Genomic DNA, 21,226 nt, shown 5'->3' with positions numbered 1-21,226 from the left:
CGCCAGCAGCAGCGGCGCCTTGCCCATGGGGCCGGTCTTGCCCTCGAACGGCCAGAGGACGGCCGCCCGGGCCCCGCCGGTCGCCAGCCACCGGCCCCGCCGGTCCCAGGAGAAGCTGCGGGTCTTGGCGACATATCCCGGCATGCGCATGTCATGCCGCTCCGGCAATTGCCAGCCGTGCAGCCCCGTTTCCTGAAGGGCCGTGATGAAATAGCGCCCGTCCGGGCTCAGGACGCAAGCAAGGTGGGAGCCCACCCAGTTCAGCGCCACCTGTGCCCCGGTGGCGGAGGAGGCGTAGTACAGGGTGGCGCCGTTGTAATGCGCCACACCCAGGCGCTTGCCCTTGCCATCGAAGGCCAGCCCGCCGACGCTGGAGCCGACCGTGTAGCTGTGGGAGGGTGCCGCCGCCCCCTTGGCCCAAACGGCGACCTCGCGCCCGGCCGCCGCCGCGATCAGGCCTGATGACGGGCTGGCGATGAGGTGCTCGACCCAGCGCCGCCCGAAATGGCCCAGTTGCGCCACCTGGCCATCGACCGTCACCCGCTGGACGGCACCGTCATCCCCGCCGGTGATGATGGACGCACCGTCGGGGTGGCGGCACGCGCTCAAGATGGCGCCGCGATGCACCATCCACAGGGCCGTGTCCGTCCCACCGGACAGGCGCCGCACGCTGCCGTCGCCCAGCGTCGCCAGGAGGGTGTCGCCCAGCCACAGCAGGGCCGTGGGCTCGGCACCGACCGACACGCGGCGGCCGCAGCGGTTCACCAGCGTGTCGGCCTTGGGGTTCATGGCGAGGTTCATGGCGCCCAGCATCAGGAGACCGGAACGGCGCAGGCCTCGAACCCCTGGCGCAGGGCGGCCGTATCCAGGTTCCGGCCGATGAAGACCAGCCGGCTGGTCCGGGGCTCCTCCGGTTTCCAGTCTCGTTGGTAGGTTCCCTGGATCAGCATATGGACCCCCTGGACCACATAGCGCTGTTCCTCCCCCGGGAAGGCCAGGATGCCCTTGAGGCGGAGGATGTCCTGTCCCCGTTCCATGGTCAGTTGCTGCAGCCAGGGAATGAAGCGCTCGGGCCGAAGCGGCACGCTGGAGGTCAGCGACACCGAGGCGACGGAATCGTCATGCTCGTGGTCGTCCTCGGACAGGAAATTGGGTTCGATCTGCAGGATGCGCTCGAGATCGAAGGCGCCGCGCTCCAGCACCTCCGGCAAGGGCACGACGCAGTTCAGCGTCTCATGCAGCCGGGCCTGGCTGTTGATAGCCTGGATGCGCCGGCGAACCTCCTGAAGCTGCTCGCTGGTCACCAGGTCGGTCTTGTTCAGCAGGATGACATCGGCGAAGGCGATCTGCTCTTCCGCCTCATGGCTGTCCGCCAGCCGCGCCAGGACATGGCGGCAATCCACCACGGTGACGATGGCGTCCAGGTTGACACGGGCGCGCACCTCCTCATCCACGAAGAAGGTCTGCGCGACGGGCGCCGGATCGGCGAGGCCCGTGGTCTCGATGATGATGGCGTCGAAGCCACCCTTGCGTTTCATCAGGCCTTCGATGATGCGGATCAGATCGCCCCGGACGGTGCAGCAGATGCACCCATTGTTCATTTCGAACACTTCCTCGTCGGCATCGACCACCAGGTCATTGTCGATGCCAATTTCACCAAACTCATTGACGATCACCGCATACTTCCGACCGTGGTTCTCACTGAGGATCCGGTTCAGCAGCGTGGTCTTGCCGGCGCCGAGATAGCCGGTCAGGACGGTGACGGGAATGGATGGGGCCGGGGCCATGAAACGCTCCAAAGAAATGTTATGTTATAACGTAACGCACTTCGCCGGCGAACTCAACCATGCCTGAACGGACCGGCGCGGGCCTGCGGGGGCGCTGGTTTCGGCGCCGCACCGGCCTACCTTTATGTTTCTTCCCCGGCCCCCGGCTGACCGCCCAGGGCCACCGCCCCCAAGGACTGCGAGCCCATCCTCCCCGTGTTCCGATCCCTCCGCACCCGCCTGTTCGCGCTTCTCGCCATCGTGGTCATCGCGGCCTGCGCCATCGGCGTCCTGATGATCGCCCTGTTCCAGCGGTCGACCGCGGCCCAGGTCGGGCAGATGGAGGCTGAAATCAGCCGCGCCTGCGAGGCGCAGGCCAGCGCCTTCCGGTTCTATGCCGCCGGTTGGCATGACCATGCCTCCTCCGTCAGCGCGTCCGCCTTCCGCGACGGGCTGGAGGCGGTGGTGCAAAGCGCCCTGCGCGACCATCCCGGGATCGAAGGCGGGCTGTGGCGGGAGGGCGACGGATCGCTGGCCTACGCCTATCCCACCTATGAGGGCGCCGGCCCGAAGACCGACCTGCCGCAGGCGGAAGCCGGCCGCATCGAGGCGGTCAACGAGGCGGCCTTGGCCCAAGGTCACCCGGTCAACGCCCGTTATGCCGGATCGACCGAGGTGCTGCTGCTGTCCGCCTGCCCGTTGCCTGGGCCGCTGTCGGGCCTCACGGCCTGGACCATGACCCGGGTACGGACCCTGGGTGGGCATGGCTATCAGCAGCTGATGATCGGCCTCGGCCTGCTGCTCGCCACCGTGCTGGCCGCCGTCGTGCTGCTGACCCAGCTGACCATGACCTGGTCCCGCCACATCTCCCGGATCGAGGCGACGCTCGCCGCCCACGACGTCAATGACCTGCCCCGCCTGCCCGCGACGGGGGAACGGGAACTGGACCGCATCGTCCGGGCCCTGAACGAGGCGGGGGATCGGCTGGCGGCGGCCCGCCAGCGGGCGGAGGGCATGGCCCGGGAGATGGCGGCCAGCCAGCGCCTGGCCGCCATCGGCCGCATCACCGCCGGCGTGGCGCACGAAATCCGCAACCCCATCGCCGCCATGAGGCTGAAGGCGGAGAACGCCCTGGCCGGCGACGCCGGCCGGCGGGAGCAGGCCTTGACCACCATCCTCGATCAGATCGACCGGCTGGACCTGCTGCTGCGCCGGCTGCTCAGCGTGACCGAGCGGGACGTGCCGGACCACCAAGAGGTCGCCCTGGCGGACTTCCTGGACGGCATCGTGCACCGGCACGCCGATCTGGCGACGGCGCGGGGCATATCACTGAGCGCCGAGGCGGCCACGCCACGCGCCCGCTTCGATCCCGAACAGATGGGCCGGGCGCTGGACAATCTGATTTTGAACGCCGTGCAGGCGGCCCCCCAAGGCACCACCGTGCGGGTTCGCGCCCACCGCGCCGGCGACCGGCTGGTCCTGTCGGTGCGGGACCAGGGGGACGGACCGCCCCCCGCCCTGCGCGATGACCTGTTCGAGCCCTTCGTCACCGGGCGGGCGGAAGGGACGGGGCTGGGCCTGTCCATCGTCCGGGAAATCGCGGTCGCCCACGACGGCATCGCCCGCTTCCGCCGCGACGACGGCACAACCACCCTCGAAATGGTCCTGCCATGGCAACCGTGCTGATTGTCGATGACGATGCCGCCCTGCGCGACGCCCTGGGCGAGGTGGTGGGGGATTGCGGCCACACGGCGCGGCCCGCCCCCTCGGGCGAGGCCGCCTTGGCCATCCTGGCGAACGAGGCCGTGGACGCCATGGTGCTGGACCTGCGCATGCCGGGGCTGGACGGGATGGAGGTGCTGCGCCGCGTGCGCGACCGCTTCGGCACCCTGCCCGTCACGGTGCTGACGGCCCACGCCACCGCCGCCAACACCATCGAGGCCATGCGCCTGGGCGCGTTCGACCATTTGACCAAGCCCGTCGGCCGGGCCGAATTGACCCAGGCCCTGACCGGCATGCTGGCCCTGAACCGGGGTGGGGAAAGCCCCAGCGACACCGCCCCCAGCCCGGCGGAGGGCCCGATCGGCGTGTGCGAGGCCATGCGCGCCGTGCAAAAAACCATCGGCATGTTGGCGGACAGCGACGCCACCGTGCTGATCACCGGGGAAACCGGCACCGGCAAGGAGGTGGTCGCCCGCGCCCTGCACGATCATGGCCGCCGGGCCGCACGGCCCTTCGTCGCGGTCAACTGCGCCGCCATCCCATCGGAATTGATGGAAAGCGAGCTGTTCGGCCATGTGAAGGGCGCCTTCACCGGCGCCACGGCCGACAGGATGGGGGCCTTCCGCCAGGCCGATGGCGGCACGCTGTTCCTGGATGAGATTGGCGACATGGACCTAGCCCTGCAGGCCAAAATCCTGCGCGCCTTGCAGGAACGCACCGTGACGCCCATCGGCGGCAAACCCGCCCCCGTGGATGTGCGGGTGGTGGCCGCCACCCACCGCGACCTGCGCCAACGGGTGAGCGAGGGCGGTTTCCGGGAGGATTTGTTTTACCGCCTGCATGTCGTCCCCATCCATCTGCCGCCCTTGCGCGAACGCCGGGCCGACATCCTGCCCCTGGCCGAATCCTTCCTGGCCCAAGCGGGGAACAAGACCCTGGATGCCGATGCCGCCGCCCGCCTGGTGGCCTATCGCTGGCCCGGTAATGTCCGGGAGTTGCGTAACGTGGTCGAACGGTTGGCGGTGCTGGTCCGCGGCCCGGTGATCACGGCGGCCGACATCGGCTTCCTCGACCTGACGGACGCCGGGCCGACACCGGACAGCGGGGACGCTTGGCCGGCGGAGGACCTGCCCGCCGCCGTGGCCAAGCTGGAGGAGTCCATGATCCGTCGGGCGCTGGACCGATGCGGCGGCAACCGGGCGGAAGCGGCCCGCCTGCTGGGCATCCACCGCCCTTTGCTGTACGCCAAGATGAAGCGCTATGGCCTGGAGGCGTCCGAAGAGAGGACGCGCCCTGTTTCAAAACCGGACGAGGACGTGTTGGAGGAATAACCCTATCTATCTGTAAACATTAAGAATCCTTTCTGGCACGGCGCTTGCCATTTCCTCCTGGTCCCCATAACCAGGAGGAAGTCTGATGCTTACCGTTCGGAACCTCGGCCTGTTGGCCGGCACCGCCCTGCTTCTGTTGCAGACCCAGGGTCATGCCCAGGTCGCCCCACCGGTGGGCCCCCCGCCGCCGCCGCTCGAAGCCGCCGGCGTGGGTCCGGTTTACGACGCGACGCAGCTGCCGTCGATCAAGGGCGTCGTCCGTCAATTCACCCAGACGCCCCGGGGCGACATCGACGGCCTGATCCTGACGGACGGCACGGAGGTGAAGACCCCACCGCATCTGTCCAGCCAGATCGCCTACGCCGTCCGCCCCGGCAGCACCGTGGTCGTGCATGGCCTGCGGGCCGCGGCGCTGCCCCTGGTGCGTGCCGTTTCCATCACGGATGAGACGTCGAAGATCACCATCACCGATGATGGCCCCGGCCGCCGGGTGGATGTGTCGGGCGGCCCCACCCTGTCCAGCGGGCGGGTGCGCATGCCCCTGCATGGGCCAGAGGGCGAGATCGACGGCGTGCTGCTGGACGACGGCACCGTGCTGCGGCTGCCGCCGGAAGCCTATCGCGGCGGCACCCGGCTTGAGCCCGGCCAGCCGGTCGTGGCCGAAGGATCCGTCCTGACGACGCCGTTCGGCAAGGTCGTGGACGTGACGGCCCTGGGGGCCACACGGGACCGCCTGGAACCCCTGGCGCCGCAGCCGCCGGGCCCGCCCCCGCCGCCGCCCCGTCCCTGAAGCAGCACTCTTCCCTTTCCTGAGCGAGCCTTTTCTTGAGCGAGGACGATCATGCATTGGATAGACCCAGAGCACCTGCCGGTGATCCCCGGACGCGTAACCAGACTGTTGTTGAGCCCGCGGGGCGAGGTTGACGGCTTTCTGTTGGGCGATGGGCTGGAGGTGCTCATGGCCCCCCACGTCGGTACCGCGGTGGCCGCGGCCCTGGCCGCCAGCCATGACGTGGCCGTCGGGATACGGGGCGTGAAGCTCAGGGCCGGCAACGTGGTCGCCGCCGTCGCGGTGGATCTGCCCGATGGACGACGCATCGCCGACACCGGCCCCGACCACGCACCGCCCCCGCACACCCCGGCCCCCCCGCCGGCGGTGGAGCGCACCCCGGCCACGACCACGGGCCGGATCGAGCGCCTGTTGCATGGCGGCAAGGGGGAGGTGCGCGGCGTCCTGTTGCTCGGCGGCGAGCAGGTGCGCTTCGCCGCCGCCGAGGCGGAACCGTTGGCGCAAGGGATGCGCATCGGCGCCCCCTTCGCCGCCGCCGGCGAGAGGGTGACGACCACGGCGGGGTCGGTGCTGGTGGCGCGGGCCATCGGCACCAGCGTCGATGAGCTGCGGGATCTGAAGCCCGGCAAGCAGAAGCCGGGCAAGCCCAAGCCAGACCCCAAGCCCGGCCCCGAGGCTGATCACCAGCGGGATGCCGATGCCGGCCGTCACGCTGGTTGAGGGCGGGATCTGGACGGTGGCCGCCGTTACGACCGGCGGCGTCATCGTCCGACCCTGGCGCCTGCCAGAGGCCGTATGGGCCATGGCGGGCGCCGCCACCCTTGTCGCCACGGCGCTGGTTCCGTGGCGGCAAGCCTGGGGGGCCGTCGCGGAGGGCAGCGACCTCTACCTGTTCCTGATCGGCATGATGCTGCTGGCCGAATTGGCCCGCCAGGAGGGGCTTTTCGACTGGCTGGCCGCCATCGCCGTCAATCGGGCCAATGGATCGGGCGGCCGTCTTTTCACCCAAATGTTCCTGATCGGCGTGGCGGTGACGGCCTTCCTTTCCAACGACGCCACCGCCGTGGTCCTGACCCCCGCCGTCTATGCGGCGGTGCGGGCCGCGGGCGCCACGCCGGCGCCCTATCTTTTCGCCTGCGCCTTCGTCGCCAACGCCGCCAGTTTCCTGCTGCCCATTTCCAATCCCTCCAACCTGGTGATGTACGGCGGCCACCTGCCGCCGCTCGCCGAGTGGCTGGGCCGCTTCGCCCTGCCGTCAGCCTTGGCCATCGGGGTGACGTTCCTGGCGCTTTTCCTGAGCCAGCGGCGCGCCCTCTCCGCCCCCATCGCCCAGCGCATAGCCGTGCCGACGCTGACCAGGGGCGGCCGCCTCGCGGCCTGTGCCCTGGTGGTGGCCGCCCTCGCGTTGGTGGCGGCCTCCACCGCCGGCCGGCCCCTGGGGGGACCGACGATCGGTGTGGCGGCCCTGGCCGCCGCCTTGCTGTGCGCGGTGGAGCGGCGGTCCCTGCCCCGCCTGCTCGGCCACCTGTCATGGAGCACCCTGCCGCTGGTCGCCGGCCTGTTCGTTATGGTGCGCGCGTTGGGTCAGACCAGCGTCGTGGACCGGCTGGCTGAATGGCTAGGTCAGGCCGGCGGGGCGGGCTCGGGGCCAATGGGCGTGGGGCCAACGGGTATCGGGCTGGTGGTGGCCATCCTCTGCAACCTGATCAACAACCTGCCGGCGGGTCTGCTGGCCAACTCGGTGGTGGCGATGGCGGCCCCGCCCGCCGCGACGGTGGGCGCGATGCTGATCGGGCTGAACCTTGGACCGAACCTGTCCGTGACCGGGTCCCTGGCAACCCTGCTCTGGCTGGCCGCGCTGCGGCGGGAGGGGGAGGAGATCAGCGCCTGGCGCTTCATGCGCCTGGGGGCCGTGGTCACCCTCCCAGCCCTGCTGCTGGCCCTGGCCGCGCTTTCCGTGGGAGCACACCTATGATTTCGACGCCCTTAAGGGGCAGCGTGGCACGGCTGTGCAAAAGCCTGAACGCGCTGGACGCCCTCAACTTCCTGCTGGCCGATGTGCGCGGCGCCCTGGGGCCGTTCCTGAACGTCTACCTGGTCACCCAGCAGGGCTGGAGCCAGTCCGCCGTGGGCATGGTGACCCTGGTGAGCGGCCTGCTGGGCCTGGCCGCCCAGGGGCCGGCCGGCGCCTTGATCGACGCCGTCCGCGCCAAGCGGGAACTGGTGGCCGCCGCCCTGGCGGTGTTGGCCATCGGCAGCGTCGTCATCTTCGCCATGCCGACGTTCTGGCCCGTCCTGCTGGCCAATACCGTGCTGGCGGTGGTGGGCGACATCTTCGGGCCGGCGGTGGCGGCGCTGACCCTGGGGCTGTACGCCCGGTCCCAGTTGGCGGGGCGGATGGGGCGCAACGGCGCCTTCGACCACGCCGGCAACGTCTTCATCGCCCTGGCCGCCGGGGTGCTGGGTCATCTTTTCGGCCAGCGGTCGGTCTTCCTGCTGGGGCCGTTCTTCGCCGTGCTGGCCACGATCGCGGTGCTGTCCATCCCGGCGGCGGCCATCGACCACCACCGCGCCCAGGGTCGGGACGCCCGGGGCCGGGATGAGGGCCTGGCCCATCCGGCCCAGGGTACCGTGCGCGCCCTTCTCCGATGCCGGCCCCTGATGGTCTTCGCCGGCTGCGGGCTGCTGTTCCATTTCGCCAACGCCCCGCTGCTGCCCCTGGTGGGCCAAAAGCTGGCCAACGCCAACCCGGAATGGGCCACCGCCATGATGTCGTCCTGCATCATCGCCGCCCAATTGGTCATGCTGCCCATGGCGCTGCTGGCCGGCCATTATGCGGAGAAATGGGGCCGCAAGCCGGTGCTGCTGATCGCCTTCGCCGTGCTGCCCCTCCGCGCCTGCCTCTACCTGGCGTCCGACAATCCCGCCTGGCTGATCGGCGTGCAGCTTCTGGACGGCGTCGGCGCCGGGCTGGTCGGGGTGCTGACACCCCTGATCGTCGCCGACCTGACGCGGGAGAGCGGCCATTACAACCTGGCCCTGGGCCTCATCATGTCGGCGCAGGGGATAGGCGGGGCCATCAGCGGCCTGGCGGCGGGCGCCGTGGTCGACAGGTTCGGCTATTCCTGGGCCTTCCTGGGCCTGGGGGCGGCGGCAGGATTGGCCGTCATGGCGTTGACAGCCCTGTTCCCGGAAACCGCCACCCGGACCGCACCCCGGCTGGCCATCTCACCCTCCCGAACGGGGTGACGGGTCAGGGCCGTGCCGCCGCCGCGACGGGCGCTTTGGCCCCCGTCACAACCGCCAGGGCCGTTTCCAGCGGCACGTCCCGGCCTTCGCGGATGGTGGTCAGGGTCTTCCACACCGCGATGTCCGGCACCAGGCCATAGCCCTCCAGCTCCCGCCCCTTGGGGTCCCTCAGCGCCGCCTCGGGCACCTGGAGCAAGCCGCCGTTCGACAGGTGATGGGCGCGCGCCATGAGAACATCGCCGGATGTCTTCCGGCCCACGATGGTCGCACGGCCGTAAGCCTGAAGTGCTGCGGCAGAAACCTCGGCGGCGCTGGCGGAGGCCGGGCCGACCAGGACCGCCAACGGACCGGATATGGCGGCGTTCCCGTCCGAAACCTTTATAATTTCGGTGCCGGTGGCGCTCCGTTGTTCCATGATCGTGGCCCCGGCGGGCAGGAAGTAGCCCAGGAAGCGCTGTGTCGCTTTAACAGTGCCGCCGGAATTATTGCGAAGATCCAGAATGACGGGCCCGGAACCGTGCTGTTGAAGCTGGGTACCGACCCAGTCCACATCCTCATCACTGAACTTGTCGAACCGGATGACCAGGGTGGTGCCGACCCTCTCAACGGACCGGTGATAGGGTTGCCATCCCTCGACATCCCTGATCGGCACCTTCGCCTCGAACTTCCTCTCTTCCCCGTTGGGCAGCTGAATGGTCAACGCGATGCCGTCCTTGCCATCCTGGCGCGGCAGGCTGGTCATTCCCCGCAAAGTCGAGCCAATCTCAATTCCCTCGTGATCGGCGACGGAATCCTTTTCTACGTCGATGACCAGCATAATCTCATCAGTCCCTGCCCCCCCAAGGGTGGTGACGATGCCACTAGGGCGGTAGAACACCACAAGGCCGGCGTTTGCAGGATCCTTCCGAAGCGCATTTAGCGCCACAAAGGAGTCTACATCGAAATTACTAACTATAATTCTTCCATTTTCTACGTGTGGAACAGAATCGTCATGAGATATCTGTGATTTTTCCACATACACCTTAACAACAGAGCCATCCGGCTTTGTCATTTCATACAATACATCGACTTTCCCATCAGTGTTTTTCAGTGTCCAGATAAGTACATGATCACCTACTCTAGCACCACGGCCATAGAGGAAAGAATTCCCCTCAATTTCCATAATGATCGGCGTCTTCATGTGCCCCGGACCAATGACGCTGAGGCCCGCCATCTCCATACTGTCAGGAAAGACCAATCCAGCACCGGGCTCTGATTGGATGGTAAACTCAGCCTGGGCGGGCGGCTCGTAATCCAGATGGGAGCTTTCAAGCAGTCGCAGCATGGAATTGATGACCTCGGCGGTATCGAATCCCTGGCTGTCCCACCACGGCAGCTTGGCCCTGTAGGTCTGGCCCACTTTCACCCAGTCATACCCGTTGAAGGTGCGGTCATAATAATGCGTGTTGACCACATCCCACGCGGTGTCGAACACACGCGATGGCTTGTGCCGCAGGTAGAAGATAGCCCCGGCCGCCGCCGTCCCTATCAATAAAAGGTAGGCCGAAACCCTGATAAGACGGCTTCTGCGCCAGATCTTGTTAAGCATGCCCCCCCAGCGCCACCAAAGTCCGACCGTCGTAACGGTCAACCAGACAGCCGACACCCCATGGCATCATGCGCCGAACTGGGGACACAAGATAAAAATGCAAGTTAAATTAAAAAATATGCCGTTCTTATTGCGTTAACATAGGAAACTTCATGCCCATTCTTTGATTTCTTAATATCCACGACTGACCACAGGCCTCCAGGCCAGTTACGATATTGCCAAGGGAATGGGCCGCTGCCCATCCCTTGCGTTGGGTCAATGCGGCTCCGCGCCCGTGTGGCAAGATCCCGCCATCCTGGTCCGCTTCACCACGCCTGCTCCCCAACCCGATGGGAGGAGACCATGCCGGAACCGTCACTCCCCCCACACGGGCAGCCGCCCCCTGCGGGCTTCAGGGAAGAGATTGTAAAGGACGGCGTCTTTGATCGCCTGGTGCGGTTTCCGGCTTTGGACGGTGGGGTGGCGGCGCCGGCCGCCCGCGTTCTGATCATCGCCCCCCTCTCGGGGATCAATCCCCGCCTGCTGCATGACATGGTGGCGGACATGGCGCCCTGGTGCGACCTGCACCTGTTGGAATGGCGCGATGCCGCCGATGTCCCGGCCGCCTGCGGCGGCTTCGGTTTGGCCGACTGCCTGTCGCGGGTGCTGGACGCCGTACAACAGCTGGGCGAGGTCGACCTCATCGGCCTGTGCCAGTCGGCCCTGCCGGCCCTGGCCGCGACCGCCCTGCTGGCGTCCAGCCGGACCCTGCCCAACCCGCGCAGCCTGGTGCTGATCGGCGGCAAGATCGACCCGCGCATCAACCCCACGGTCGGGGATCAGTTCGCCGCCGCCCATTCCCTGGATTGGTTCCGCACCCACGCCCTTTCCCTGGTCCCGGAGGGGCGGCTGGGTGTCGGGCGGGCCGTCTATGACCGGGAAACGCAGCGGCGCGTGCTGTGGTCCTATGTGAACCGGCACATGGCGGACGGCTGCGACATCATCCGCAAGGCCCTGCACGACGACGGCCTGGACCCGGCGGGGCATCCCTTCCTGTCCGACCTGGCGTCGCTGATCGACGTGCCCGCCGAATTCTTCCTGGACGTGATCGACACCGTCTATCACGCCGACGCCCTGGCCCAGGGAACCCTGCGCTGGTGCGACCTGCCGGTGACCCCCGCCCTGATCCGGGATACCGGCCTGCTGACCATCGAGGGCGGGCGCGACGACATCGCCGGCCCCGGCCAATGCGAGGTGGCGCATCGCCTCTGCCCCGCCATACCCAAGGCCCGGCGCGGGCACCGTCTTTTCGCGCCCGCCGGGCATTTCAACCTTTTCCACGGCGCCGTCTGGCATGACCGGGTGCACCCTGTGGTTCGGGATTTCCTATGCCGCCGTCCCTAGAATCCGCCGCGCCACAGCCCAGTTGGTCGCAGCCGCTGGACGCGGTGCTGGCCTCACTGGCCAGCAGCCCCGCAGGACTGGGCAGCGGCGAGGCGGAGGACAGGCGGCGGCGCTGGGGACCGAACCAGCCGGTGCCGCCGCGCCGGCGGCGGGCGTGGGTCGACTTCCTGGCCCGGTTCGCCAACCCGCTGGTGCTCATCCTGCTGTTCGCCAGCGGGCTGTCGGCGGTCACGGGCAACACCTCCAGCTTCATCATCGTCGCCATCGTCGTGCTGCTGAGCGTCGTGCTGGATTTCATCCAGGAGCGCCAGGCCGAGGCGGCGGTGGAGGCCTTGCGCCGCACGGTCGCCGTCCGGGCCCAGGTGCTGCGCGACGGCGCGGAAGCCACCCTGCCGCTGGACCAACTGGTCCCCGGCGACATCGTGCGCCTGTCTGCCGGCGACCTGGTGCCGGCCGATTGCCGCCTGCTGCAGGCGCGGGACCTATTCGTGAACCAGGCCGTCCTGACCGGCGAGGCCTATCCCGTGGAGAAGCGGGCGGAGCACACGCCACCCGCCCCGGCCATGGCGGGCGAGGCCACCGCCTGCCTGTTCATGGGAACCTCGGTCATCGCCGGCAGCGCCACGGCCGTCGTCTGCCAGACCGGCGCCGCCACCCTGTTCGGGCGGATCAGCGGCAGCCTGCGGTCCGTCCCCCCGCCGACCGCCTTTGAGATCGGCGTCCGGCGCTTCGGCTTCCTGATCCTGCGGCTGACCATCTTCCTCGTGCTGTTCGTCCTGACGGTGAACGTGCTGTTCCACCGGCCGTGGCTGGATTCCCTGATGTTCGCGCTGGCCTTGGCCGTCGGGCTGACGCCGGAGCTGTTGCCCATGATCGTCACCGTCACCCTGGCGCGCGGGGCCATGCGCCTGGCCAAGCGGCGGGTGATCGTCAAGCGCCTGGCCTCCATGCACAACGTGGGCGCCATGGATGTGCTGTGCACCGACAAGACGGGAACGTTGACCGAGGCCAACATCCGCCTGGTCCGCACCCTGGACTGCCAGGGGAACGAAGGGCGGCGCCCCTTCGACCTGGCCTATCTCAACAGCCGCTTCGAAACCGGCCTGCGCAGCCCGCTGGACGAGGCCATCCTGGCCTACGGTGATGCCGCCCAGGCAACCCCTGACCTGGCGGCCTGGCGCAAATGCGATGAGGTGCCCTTCGACTTTGAACGTCGGCGGGTGTCCGTGCTGGCGGAGAACGGCGGGGAGAGGCTGCTGGTGGTCAAGGGCGCGCCGGAGGATCTGCTGCGCCTGTCCGGGCGCTATCGCGGCGCCGGCGGGGACGACGCGCCCCTGGATGACGACATGCGGGCGCGGCTGGACGCCCAGTTCCAGGATCTGGGCCGCGAAGGGTGCCGCGCCCTGGCCGTGGCGACCAAGCCGCTGCCGCCGGATCGGGAGCATATCGACCGCGCCGACGAATGCGACCTGGTGTTCGAGGGCCACCTGGCCTTCCTCGACCCGCCCAAGGCCAGCGCCACCGCCGCCGTCGCGGCCCTGGCCCGGTCCGGCGTCGCCATCAAGATCCTGACCGGCGACACGGAGGCGGTGACCCGCCACCTGTGCGCGCAACTGGACCTGCCCATCCGCGGCGTGATGACGGGGGAAGAGCTGCGGACGCTGAGCGAGGACGCGCTGCGCGCCCGGCTGCCACACGTCACCGTCTTCTGCCGCGTCACGCCGCAGCAGAAGGAGCGGGTGCTGCTGGCCTGCCGGCAGACGGGGCATGTGGTGGGCTTCATGGGCGATGGGGTGAATGACGCCTCCGCCCTGCATGCCGCCGATGTCGGCATCTCCGTCGACAGCGCCACCGACGTGGCGAAGGAGGCCGCCGGCATCATCCTGCTGGACCACGATCTGTCGGTGGTGCATGAGGCCGTGCTGGAGGGGCGGCGCACCGTGCTGAACGTCACCAAATACGTGCTGATGGGCAGCAGTTCCAACTTCGGCAACATGTTCAGCATGGCCGGCGCCGCGCTGTTCCTGCCCTTCCTGCCCATGACGCCGGTGCAGGTGCTGTTGAACAACCTGCTGTACGACGCCTCGGAAACCGGCATTCCCTTCGACAATGTGGAGGAGGAGGCGCTGGCCCGGCCGGTGCACTGGAACCTGCCCTTGATCCTGCGCTTCATGCTGGTGCTGGGGCCGGTCAGCTCGCTGTTCGACTTCCTGACCTTCTACGTCCTGCTGCACCTGCTGCACGCGGACGAGGCCCTGTTCCAAACGGGCTGGTTCGTGGAAAGCCTGGCGACCCAGGTGCTGGTGATCTTCATCATCCGGACGCCACGGGCCCCGTGGCGCAGCCACCCCCACCCCATGCTGGCGGGCCTGGCCCTGGCGACGGCGGCCCTGGCCGCCCTGCTGCCCCTGACACCGCTGGCGCCGGTCTTCGGGCTGGTCGCCCCGCCGCCGCTGTTCTACCTGCTGCTGGGCGCCGCCGTTCTCGCCTACCTCGCCCTGGCGGAGGGGGTCAAGCGGCTGTTCTTCCGGCGTTTCTCAAGCTGAGACGCCGGCGCCACCCTGGAGGGGGGTGTCGCCGGCGGCCGATGTCAGGCTAGGTGCTTTACTTGGCCGTCTTGGCGTAGGCCTTCACCGCCTCCATCGCCTTTTCGATGTGCGTGTCGGGGTTCTTGTCGGTGAAGCTCAGCAGGATTTTGCCGCCGGGCGCGATGACATAGGACGTCCGGTCGGAGATCACGCGGCCGTCGGCCTGGATGATGTTCTGGTATTCGGTGGCGACCTTGGCGTCGGGGTCGGCCGCCACGGCGAACTTGTCGCGGCATTCCAGGCTGGAGAATTCCGCCACGCGGTCGACATTGCCGGCGGTGACGCCGATGACGGTGGCGCCCAGCTTCTTGAAGTCGTCCGTCGCCTCGGCGAACTCGTGCGCCTCGATGGTGCATCCCTTGGTGAAGGCCGCCGGGAAGAAGTACAGCACGACCGGCCCCTTGCTCAGCGCCTCGTGCAGCGAGAAGGTCAGCGGCTTGCCGGCCAAAGCGCCCTGCAGCTGGAAGTCCGGCGCGGTGGCGCCCACCGGCAGCGCGGCCGAGGCCACGGTGGCCCCACCCGCCACGGCCAGGACCGCCGCCGCGGCCAGGATGGTGCGGGCACTGTGGATGATGTTCATGGTTTGCTCCGTCCCTTTCAAAACGCTCAGGTCCCCACAGATGGGGCAGACCGCTTATAATTCGCTTGGGCGGCCCGATTGGTTTGGTGCGAAATCGCCGCACGTGAAAAAAAAGTCGCCCGCGCCCGCCGAAGGGCCGCCTCAGCTGCGCAGGCCCGGCGCCTCCTGCCCCGTGCGCGCCACATATTCCGTGTACCCGCCGCCGTACTGGTGGATGCCGTCCGGCGTCAGTTCCAGCACCCGGTTGGACAGCCGCGCCAGGAAATGGCGGTCGTGCGACACGAACAGCATGGTGCCCTCATAAGCGGCCAGGGCCGTGATCAGCATCTGCTTGGTGTCCAGATCCAGGTGGTTGGTCGGTTCGTCCAGCACCAGGAAATTGGGCGGGTTGTACAGCATCATGGCCATCACCAGCCGGGCCTTCTCCCCACCCGACAGGACACGGCACCTCTTTTCCACGTCATCGCCGGAAAAGCCGAAACAGCCCGAGAGGGCGCGCAGCGAGCCCTGGCCGGCCTGGGGAAACTTCGCCTCCAGCGCCTCGAACACCGTCTGCTCGCCGTCCAGCAGTTCCATGGCGTGCTGGGAGAAATAGCCCATCTTGACGCTGCCGCCGACCGTGACGGTCCCGGAGTCCGGCTGGTCCGCGCCGGCGATCAGCTTCAGCAGGGTGGACTTCCCCGCCCCGTTGACGCCCATGACGCACCAGCGTTCCTTGCGGCGGATGGTGAGGTCCAGGCCCTGGTAAATGGTGCGGCTGCCATAGCCCTTGTGCACGTTCTTCAGCACCGCGACGTCATCGCCTGAGCGCGGCGCCGGCGGGAATTCGAACGTCACCGTCTGGCGGCGCTTGGGCGGCTCGACCCGGTCGATCTTGTCCAGCTTCTTCACCCGGCTCTGCACCTGGCTGGCGTGCGAGGCGCGGGCCTTGAAGCGCTCGATGAACTTCAGCTCCTTGGCCAGCATGGCCTGCTGGCGCTCGAACTGCGCCTGCTGCTGGCGCTCGTTCAGCGCCCGCTGCTGTTCATAGAAGGCGTAGTCGCCGGAATAGCTGGTGAGCGACCCGCCGTCGATCTCGATGATCTTGGTGACGATGCGGTTCATGAACTCCCGGTCGTGCGAGGTCATGAGCAGGGCGCCGTCATAGCCCTTCAGGAACCCTTCCAGCCAGATCAGGCTTTCGATGTCCAGATGGTTGCTGGGTTCGTCCAGCAGCATGGCGTCGGGCTTCATCAGCAGGATGCGGGCCAGCGCCACGCGCATCTTCCAGCCGCCCGACAGGCCACCCACGTCCTTGTCCATCATCTCCTGGCTGAAGCTGAGGCCGGCCAGCACCTCGCGCGCCTTCCCCTCCAGCTCGTACCCGCCCAGTTCGTCGAAGCGCGCCTGCACCTCGCCATAGCGCTCGATGATCGCGTCCATCTGGTCGGCCTGGTCGGGGTCCGCCATGGCCGCCTCCAGGCTGGCCAGCTCCTTGGCGACATCGCTGACCGGCCCGGCGCCATCCATCACCTCCGCCACGGCGCTGCGGCCGGACATCTCGCCCACATCCTGGTTGAAATAGCCGATGGTGACCTGCTTCTCGATCGACACCTGGCCGCCGTCCGGCATCTCCTCCCCCGTGATCATGCGGAACAGGGTGGTCTTGCCGGCACCATTGGGCCCGACCAGGCCGATCTTCTCCCCCGGTTCAGCGCGGCCGACGCCTCCATGAACAGAATGCGGTGGCCATTGTGCTTGCTGACGTTTTCAAAGCGGATCATGGGGAAGCGTGTTCCTGAGGACGTGCGGGACTGGGGGGTGACTGAAGCGTGAGGGCCCCCTTATGCCACAGGATGCGTGGCGGCATAGAGCCCTGTTGGGCGGGACCCTGATGGGCATGACGATGAAAGGGGGGAACCGAAGCCCCGCTGAACGCTTCTCCGCCGGCAACGGAACCACGGGAGGCCGATCCGTCCCGGACGGCCCCATAGTCGGGAGAGCGAGCGATGGCCCAGAAGACCCTTGAGACCATGTTCATTGAAGAGTTGCGGGACCTCTACAGCGCGGAACGGCAGATCGTCCGCGCCCTGCCCAAGCTGGCCAAGGCGGCCTCGGCGGAGGAGCTGAGGCAGGCCATGGAAACCCATCTGGAGGAAACCCGCGGCCAGGTGGAGCGCCTGGACAAAGTGTTCGAGGCCCTGGACACCAACAGTCGCAGCCGCGGCAAGAAGTGCGAGGCGATGGAGGGCATGCTGGCCGAAGCCGGCGAGCTGCTGGACCTGGGCCTGTCGCCGGAGGCGTTGGACAGCGCCCTGATCGCCGCCGCGCAGAAGGTGGAGCATTACGAAATCGCCAGCTACGGCTCCGCCATCGCCTGGGCCAAGGCCCTGGGTCTCGACGACGTGGCCGACCTGCTGGCCGAGACGCTGGATGAGGAAAAGAACGCGGACCAGATCCTGAACAAGGCCTCCACCAGGATAAACAACTCGGCGGCCAGCCAGATCAAGGCCGCTTAAGAAGCACGGGCCAGCACAGCCGCGGCCGGAATGGCCGCGGCTTCCACCCCCGTAAGCCCGGTCATTGGGAACCCGGTTATGGATTGGACCCCCACGTCGGCCACGGTGCATCTGTGCCTGGACATGCAGCGGCTGTTCTCGCCAGAGCAGCCAGCGGCCCCCTGGCCAACCCCGTGGTTGCCCCGCATCCTGCCGATGGTAGCGGCTATCGCGGAACGATTCCCGGCACGCACCATCTTCACGCGCTTCATCCCGCCCCAGGAGCCGGAGGCCATGCCGGGCACTTGGCGGCCTTATTACCAGCGATGGCGCCACGCTACCCGGGATCACCTGGCCCCTGAAGCCCTGGAGCTGCTGCCTGAGCTGGCGCGGATGTGTCCGCCGGCGATGGTGGTGGACAAGCCCGTCTATTCGGCCTTCATCCGCAGCGACCTCGCGGCTCTGCTGCGGCGGCGGGGGGTGGACGGGCTGGTGGTGACAGGCAGCGAAACCGACGTCTGCGTCCTGGCCACCGTCCTGGACGCCATTGATTTGGGATATCCCGTCTGCATCGTGACCGACGCCGTCTGCAGCTCGGTCGACACCTCCCACGATGCCGTGCTGACCTTGTACCGCACGCGCTTCGCGCAGCAGGTCATCACGATGACCACGGATCAACTGCTGGACGGTTGGACCGTTGTGGATTGAGGCGGAGTGGATTGAGGCGGAAACGACTTGGGCGAACACCCAGAGGTGTCCGCCCAGGATCGCGGCTGCACCGCACATGGCATCAGTGGCTACGCCCGGAACGGCCGCCGCCAGCGCCACCCTCGTCCGCTTCGCCGTAGCCCTTCATGACGTCCGCCGCCGTCTCATAGTCGGTGTCCGGCATCGCCTCCAGCATGTCCAGCACGTCGCCTTCCGCGCCGTTTTCCTTGGCCTTGCGGATCAGGGCCTGCTTGTCGGCGGGGAAGTCGATGCCTTTCAGGTAATGGGCCACGTTGGCGGGGGAATGGCCGCCCAATCCTCGCGTCATGTGTACTCTCCTTTGAAAATCCACCCAGGTGTCAAACCGGGCCTGGCTCAGTCTGATGACGGAACGGGGCGCCGAAGCGCCCCGCCCCTCATAGGTTAGTGCATGCTGCCGGAGCTGCTGCGACGCCGGCGGGTCGGCTTCTCCTCGTCGTCGGACTCCGAAGATGACGAGGAGCGACTGCTGGCACGGGAGCGCGACCGGCTGGGCGTCTCCTCCTCATCCTCGCGGCTGCTGGCCGAACGGCCCCGGCTCTGGCCACCGCGACGACCGGCTTCGGCATGTTCCTCCGGGTCGTCGAAGTTGCCGCCCTGGCCCTCGTCCTCCGCGTGGCCGTCCTCGTCATGGCGGGCGCGCATCGCCCGCCATGACGCACCTGCCCGCCCCGGCGGCCAATATCCGAATGACCTTCGGAGTCACCGAAATAGCCGCCCTGGCCCCGGTCCTCTGCGTGGCCGTACTCGTCACGGCGCGCCTGCTGGGCACGCTCATGGCGAACCTGCCCGCCCCGGCGGCCAATTTCCGAATGGCCCTCGGGGTCACCGAAGTAGCCACCCTGACCGCGGTCCTCGGCGTGGCCATACTCGTCACGCCGCGCCTGCTGGGCACGCTCGTGGCGGACCTGACCGCCGCGGCGGCCAATATCGGAATGGCCTTCCGGATCACCGAAGTAGCCACCCTGGCCACGGTCCTCGGCGTAACCGCCACGGCCACCGCGTCGGTAGTCCCCGTCATCGTCGTCATCGCGGCTGCGCGAATGACGGCGATCCTCATCATAATCCTCATAGTCCCGGCGTCCGCCCTGAGGGGCGCGGGGCTGGCGGCGCGGATCCTCGTATTGTTCTCGTGCCATGAATTTTCCTCCTGGCTTATCCGACAGCCGGGCAGGTGACTGATGCGCCCGGTCTGTCAAACAACGCGAGAGAGGCCCAAACAATCCTTTAATTTTCTGTATAAATTCATTTTCCACGCCACATTAAATGCCATAACACCCCTCCAGAACCACAAATTCCCAATACTATATTGATTCAAAAACATAAATACTGCGAAGCTAACGCTTCGCTATGGATTATACGGACTATTTGTCGCACGCTTTCTTAAATTCATAAAAAGGCCACGCCGGCGATCCCGCGTGGCCTGTGCAATGGCAGTTGAAAAGATCACGGAGCCGCTGTCGACGTCAGTGGCGATACAAGAACAGGCACCATCATCGGTTCCGTTCCGGCTTCAGGGCCTTTGGCCAGGGTCTCAGAATAAATAGGGCGGTCGCCACGATGAAACGACGCTCTTCAACAACACCGCGCGGTCGAGACTACAGGATCAAGCGACGAACGCCGTGGGTGCCGGCCGCTTGAAAATGCTGGCCGGCAAGGGGTCGTTCAGTTTCATGAGCCGGCTGCGCGCCCGGTTCACCCGGCTTTTGACCGTGCCCACGGCGCAGCCGCACCGGTCGGCCGCCTCCTCATAGCTGGCGCCGGCGGCCCCAACCAGCAGCAGCGCCTGCCGCTGCTCGACGGGCAAACGGGCCAGGGCCGCCGCCATCTCCCGTCCGCGTATCCGCCATTCCTGGCGGGGTTCGACCGCCACCTGGGCGCAATAGGCGCCGTCGGGGTCGCCCTGTTCCCGCCGACGCTGCTTCACCAGGGCGTAGAAGTGATTGCGCAGGATGGTGAAAAGCCAGGCGCGCAGGCAACTGCCGGGGCGGAACTGATCCGCGTGCGCCCACGCCCGCACCACCGTTTCCTGAACCAGGTCCTCCGTGTCCGCGTCATTACGAGCCAAGGATTTGGCGAAGGCACGCAGGCTGGGCAACAAATCCAAAACATCGCCGTGAAAACCAACATAGGGTTCCGCACTCATGCTGCACCACGCTTAATGACCTTGACCTGTCGACGTCCGTCAGACGCTTTCAATGCTTGCGTGCCGTACCCGGTGCCGCCATGCCACGGTGCTGCTCCGCCAGCATCTCGTTCGGGGTGATGTTGGCCAAGGTCGCCTGCAGCTTGTTCTTCCAGCCGCTGACGACATCGGCCTGCCCATTCATGACGGCGTCGAAGCCGTCACGGGCCACCTTGGCCGGGTCGTCCTTCCGGGTGGTGCCGATATCGGTGTCCAGCAATTCGGCGCGACGGAAAAACTCCGTCTGCGTCGGCCCGGGCATCAGACAGGACACGGTGACGCCCGTGTCCTTCAGCTCATTGCGCAAGGCGAAGGCGAAATTGTCCAGGAACGCCTTGCTGGCGTTGTAGACCGCCTGGTAGCTGCCGGGGATGAAGCCGGCGATGGAACCGGTGATGAGGATGCGGCCGGAGTTCACCAGCCGCATGTCCCGGCCCACCTTGTGGATGAGGTAGACGGTGCCGGTCACGTTGGTGTCGATCACCCGTCTGGCCTTGGCGAAGTCCTGGTCCAGGAAGCCCTTGCCCAGGCCGCGCCCCGCGTTGGCGAACAGGATGTCGACCGGGCGGCCGGTCGCCTGGATGGTGGTGTAGAGGGTGTCCACGCCCTCCACCGTGGCAAGGTCCACCTCCACGGCATCGACGTGCACGCCCATGGTTCGGAAGGTTTCGGCGGCGATGTGGATTTCAGGTTCGTCGGCCGCGACCACCAGGTCGAGGCCGTTCTGGGCGCACAGCTTGGCCAGTTCATAGCCGATGCCGGTGGAGGCACCGGTGACGACGGCCAGCAGGCGGACGGGCGCGCGGGAGGCGGCCATGGC

At 67.5% G+C, this 21,226-nt stretch carries 19 protein-coding genes; 11 read left to right on the top strand and 8 right to left on the bottom strand.

Features of this window, described 5'->3' with window-relative positions:
- Positions 1 to 812: 812 nt before the first annotated feature.
- Entirely contained in the window at positions 813 to 1,787 is a 975-nt protein-coding gene (locus ULB03_RS22260; protein ID WP_322485294.1) for a CobW family GTP-binding protein, read from the bottom strand.
- Positions 1,788 to 1,982: 195 nt separating this feature from the next.
- Here ULB03_RS22260 and ULB03_RS22255 point away from each other — a divergent pair, with 195 nt between their 5' ends.
- The 6 genes from ULB03_RS22255 to ULB03_RS22230 all read left to right on the top strand — a co-directional run bounded on the left by ULB03_RS22255 (position 1,983) and on the right by ULB03_RS22230 (position 8,858).
- A complete protein-coding gene (locus tag ULB03_RS22255) occupies positions 1,983 to 3,452 on the top strand; it encodes a sensor histidine kinase (protein ID WP_322485293.1) in 1,470 nt (489 codons plus the stop codon).
- On the top strand, positions 3,437 to 4,819 hold the full coding sequence (locus ULB03_RS22250; protein WP_322485292.1) for a sigma-54-dependent transcriptional regulator: 1,383 nt from the start codon (positions 3,437 to 3,439) through the stop codon (positions 4,817 to 4,819). Before ULB03_RS22255 ends, ULB03_RS22250 begins: the two co-directional genes overlap by 16 nt.
- Before the next feature lie 85 nt (positions 4,820 to 4,904).
- On the top strand, positions 4,905 to 5,609 hold the full coding sequence (locus ULB03_RS22245) for a hypothetical protein (RefSeq protein ID WP_322485291.1): 705 nt from the start codon (positions 4,905 to 4,907) through the stop codon (positions 5,607 to 5,609).
- 168 nt (positions 5,610 to 5,777) lie between these two features.
- On the top strand, positions 5,778 to 6,329 hold the full coding sequence (locus ULB03_RS22240) for a hypothetical protein (RefSeq protein WP_322485290.1): 552 nt from the start codon (positions 5,778 to 5,780) through the stop codon (positions 6,327 to 6,329).
- A complete protein-coding gene (locus tag ULB03_RS22235) occupies positions 6,307 to 7,584 on the top strand; it encodes an arsenic transporter (RefSeq protein WP_322485289.1) in 1,278 nt (425 codons plus the stop codon). Before ULB03_RS22240 ends, ULB03_RS22235 begins: the two co-directional genes overlap by 23 nt.
- Positions 7,581 to 8,858, top strand: a complete 1,278-nt coding sequence (locus tag ULB03_RS22230) for an MFS transporter (protein ID WP_322485288.1) — start codon at positions 7,581 to 7,583, stop codon at positions 8,856 to 8,858. Before ULB03_RS22235 ends, ULB03_RS22230 begins: the two co-directional genes overlap by 4 nt.
- Positions 8,859 to 8,862: 4 nt before the next feature.
- On the opposite strand, the gene ULB03_RS22225 is transcribed toward ULB03_RS22230, so the two are convergent.
- Positions 8,863 to 10,446, bottom strand: coding sequence for a S41 family peptidase (locus tag ULB03_RS22225; RefSeq protein WP_322485287.1), 1,584 nt, complete (start codon positions 10,444 to 10,446; stop codon positions 8,863 to 8,865).
- A 432-nt stretch (positions 10,447 to 10,878) separates the two neighbouring features.
- Here ULB03_RS22225 and ULB03_RS22220 point away from each other — a divergent pair, with 432 nt between their 5' ends.
- Positions 10,879 to 11,829 (top strand): hypothetical protein, encoded by a 951-nt coding sequence (locus ULB03_RS22220; protein ID WP_322485286.1) that lies wholly within the window; start codon positions 10,879 to 10,881, stop codon positions 11,827 to 11,829.
- Positions 11,814 to 14,375: a magnesium-translocating P-type ATPase gene (gene mgtA, locus ULB03_RS22215; RefSeq protein ID WP_322485285.1), complete on the top strand. Its 2,562-nt coding sequence runs from the start codon at positions 11,814 to 11,816 to the stop codon at positions 14,373 to 14,375. The genes ULB03_RS22220 and mgtA overlap by 16 nt, the downstream gene beginning before the upstream one ends.
- Positions 14,376 to 14,433: 58 nt before the next feature.
- Here the strand turns inward: mgtA and ULB03_RS22210 are convergent, their stop codons facing one another.
- Positions 14,434 to 14,997 carry a peroxiredoxin gene (locus tag ULB03_RS22210; RefSeq protein ID WP_145734473.1) on the bottom strand — a complete coding sequence of 188 codons (564 nt, stop codon included), beginning with the start codon at positions 14,995 to 14,997 and terminating at the stop codon, positions 14,434 to 14,436.
- 141 nt (positions 14,998 to 15,138) lie between these two features.
- Positions 15,139 to 16,635: an ABC-F family ATP-binding cassette domain-containing protein gene (locus ULB03_RS22205; protein WP_416211199.1), complete on the bottom strand. Its 1,497-nt coding sequence runs from the start codon at positions 16,633 to 16,635 to the stop codon at positions 15,139 to 15,141.
- A gap of 350 nt (positions 16,636 to 16,985) precedes the next feature.
- On the opposite strand from ULB03_RS22205, the gene ULB03_RS22200 reads away from it, so the two are divergent.
- Positions 16,986 to 17,495 (top strand): YciE/YciF ferroxidase family protein, encoded by a 510-nt coding sequence (locus ULB03_RS22200; RefSeq protein WP_322485284.1) that lies wholly within the window; start codon positions 16,986 to 16,988, stop codon positions 17,493 to 17,495.
- Positions 17,496 to 17,573: 78 nt separating this feature from the next.
- Entirely contained in the window at positions 17,574 to 18,182 is a 609-nt protein-coding gene (locus ULB03_RS22195) for a cysteine hydrolase family protein (protein WP_322485283.1), read from the top strand.
- 82 nt (positions 18,183 to 18,264) lie between these two features.
- Here ULB03_RS22195 and ULB03_RS22190 read toward each other — a convergent pair whose 3' ends face one another.
- Complete coding sequence (locus tag ULB03_RS22190) at positions 18,265 to 18,510, bottom strand: DUF2795 domain-containing protein (protein WP_322485282.1); 246 nt, start codon at positions 18,508 to 18,510, stop codon at positions 18,265 to 18,267.
- A gap of 95 nt (positions 18,511 to 18,605) precedes the next feature.
- A complete protein-coding gene (locus tag ULB03_RS22185; protein WP_322485281.1) occupies positions 18,606 to 18,866 on the bottom strand; it encodes a hypothetical protein in 261 nt (86 codons plus the stop codon).
- An 8-nt stretch (positions 18,867 to 18,874) separates the two neighbouring features.
- Here ULB03_RS22185 and ULB03_RS22180 point away from each other — a divergent pair, with 8 nt between their 5' ends.
- Entirely contained in the window at positions 18,875 to 19,399 is a 525-nt protein-coding gene (locus tag ULB03_RS22180; RefSeq protein WP_322485280.1) for a hypothetical protein, read from the top strand.
- Positions 19,400 to 19,827: 428 nt separating this feature from the next.
- Here ULB03_RS22180 and ULB03_RS22175 read toward each other — a convergent pair whose 3' ends face one another.
- Positions 19,828 to 20,319, bottom strand: coding sequence for a sigma-70 family RNA polymerase sigma factor (locus ULB03_RS22175; protein WP_322485279.1), 492 nt, complete (start codon positions 20,317 to 20,319; stop codon positions 19,828 to 19,830).
- Between the two features lie 97 nt (positions 20,320 to 20,416).
- Positions 20,417 to 21,223, bottom strand: a complete 807-nt coding sequence (locus ULB03_RS22170) for an SDR family NAD(P)-dependent oxidoreductase (RefSeq protein ID WP_322485278.1) — start codon at positions 21,221 to 21,223, stop codon at positions 20,417 to 20,419.
- Positions 21,224 to 21,226: the final 3 nt, after the last annotated feature.

The sequence above is a fragment of the Nitrospirillum goiasense genome (assembly GCF_034427435.1).
In the GTDB taxonomy this organism is placed as follows: domain Bacteria; phylum Pseudomonadota; class Alphaproteobacteria; order Azospirillales; family Azospirillaceae; genus Nitrospirillum.
The sequence above is the reverse complement of the archived record's forward strand: the minus strand, read 5'-3'. Positions and strand labels throughout refer to the sequence as shown.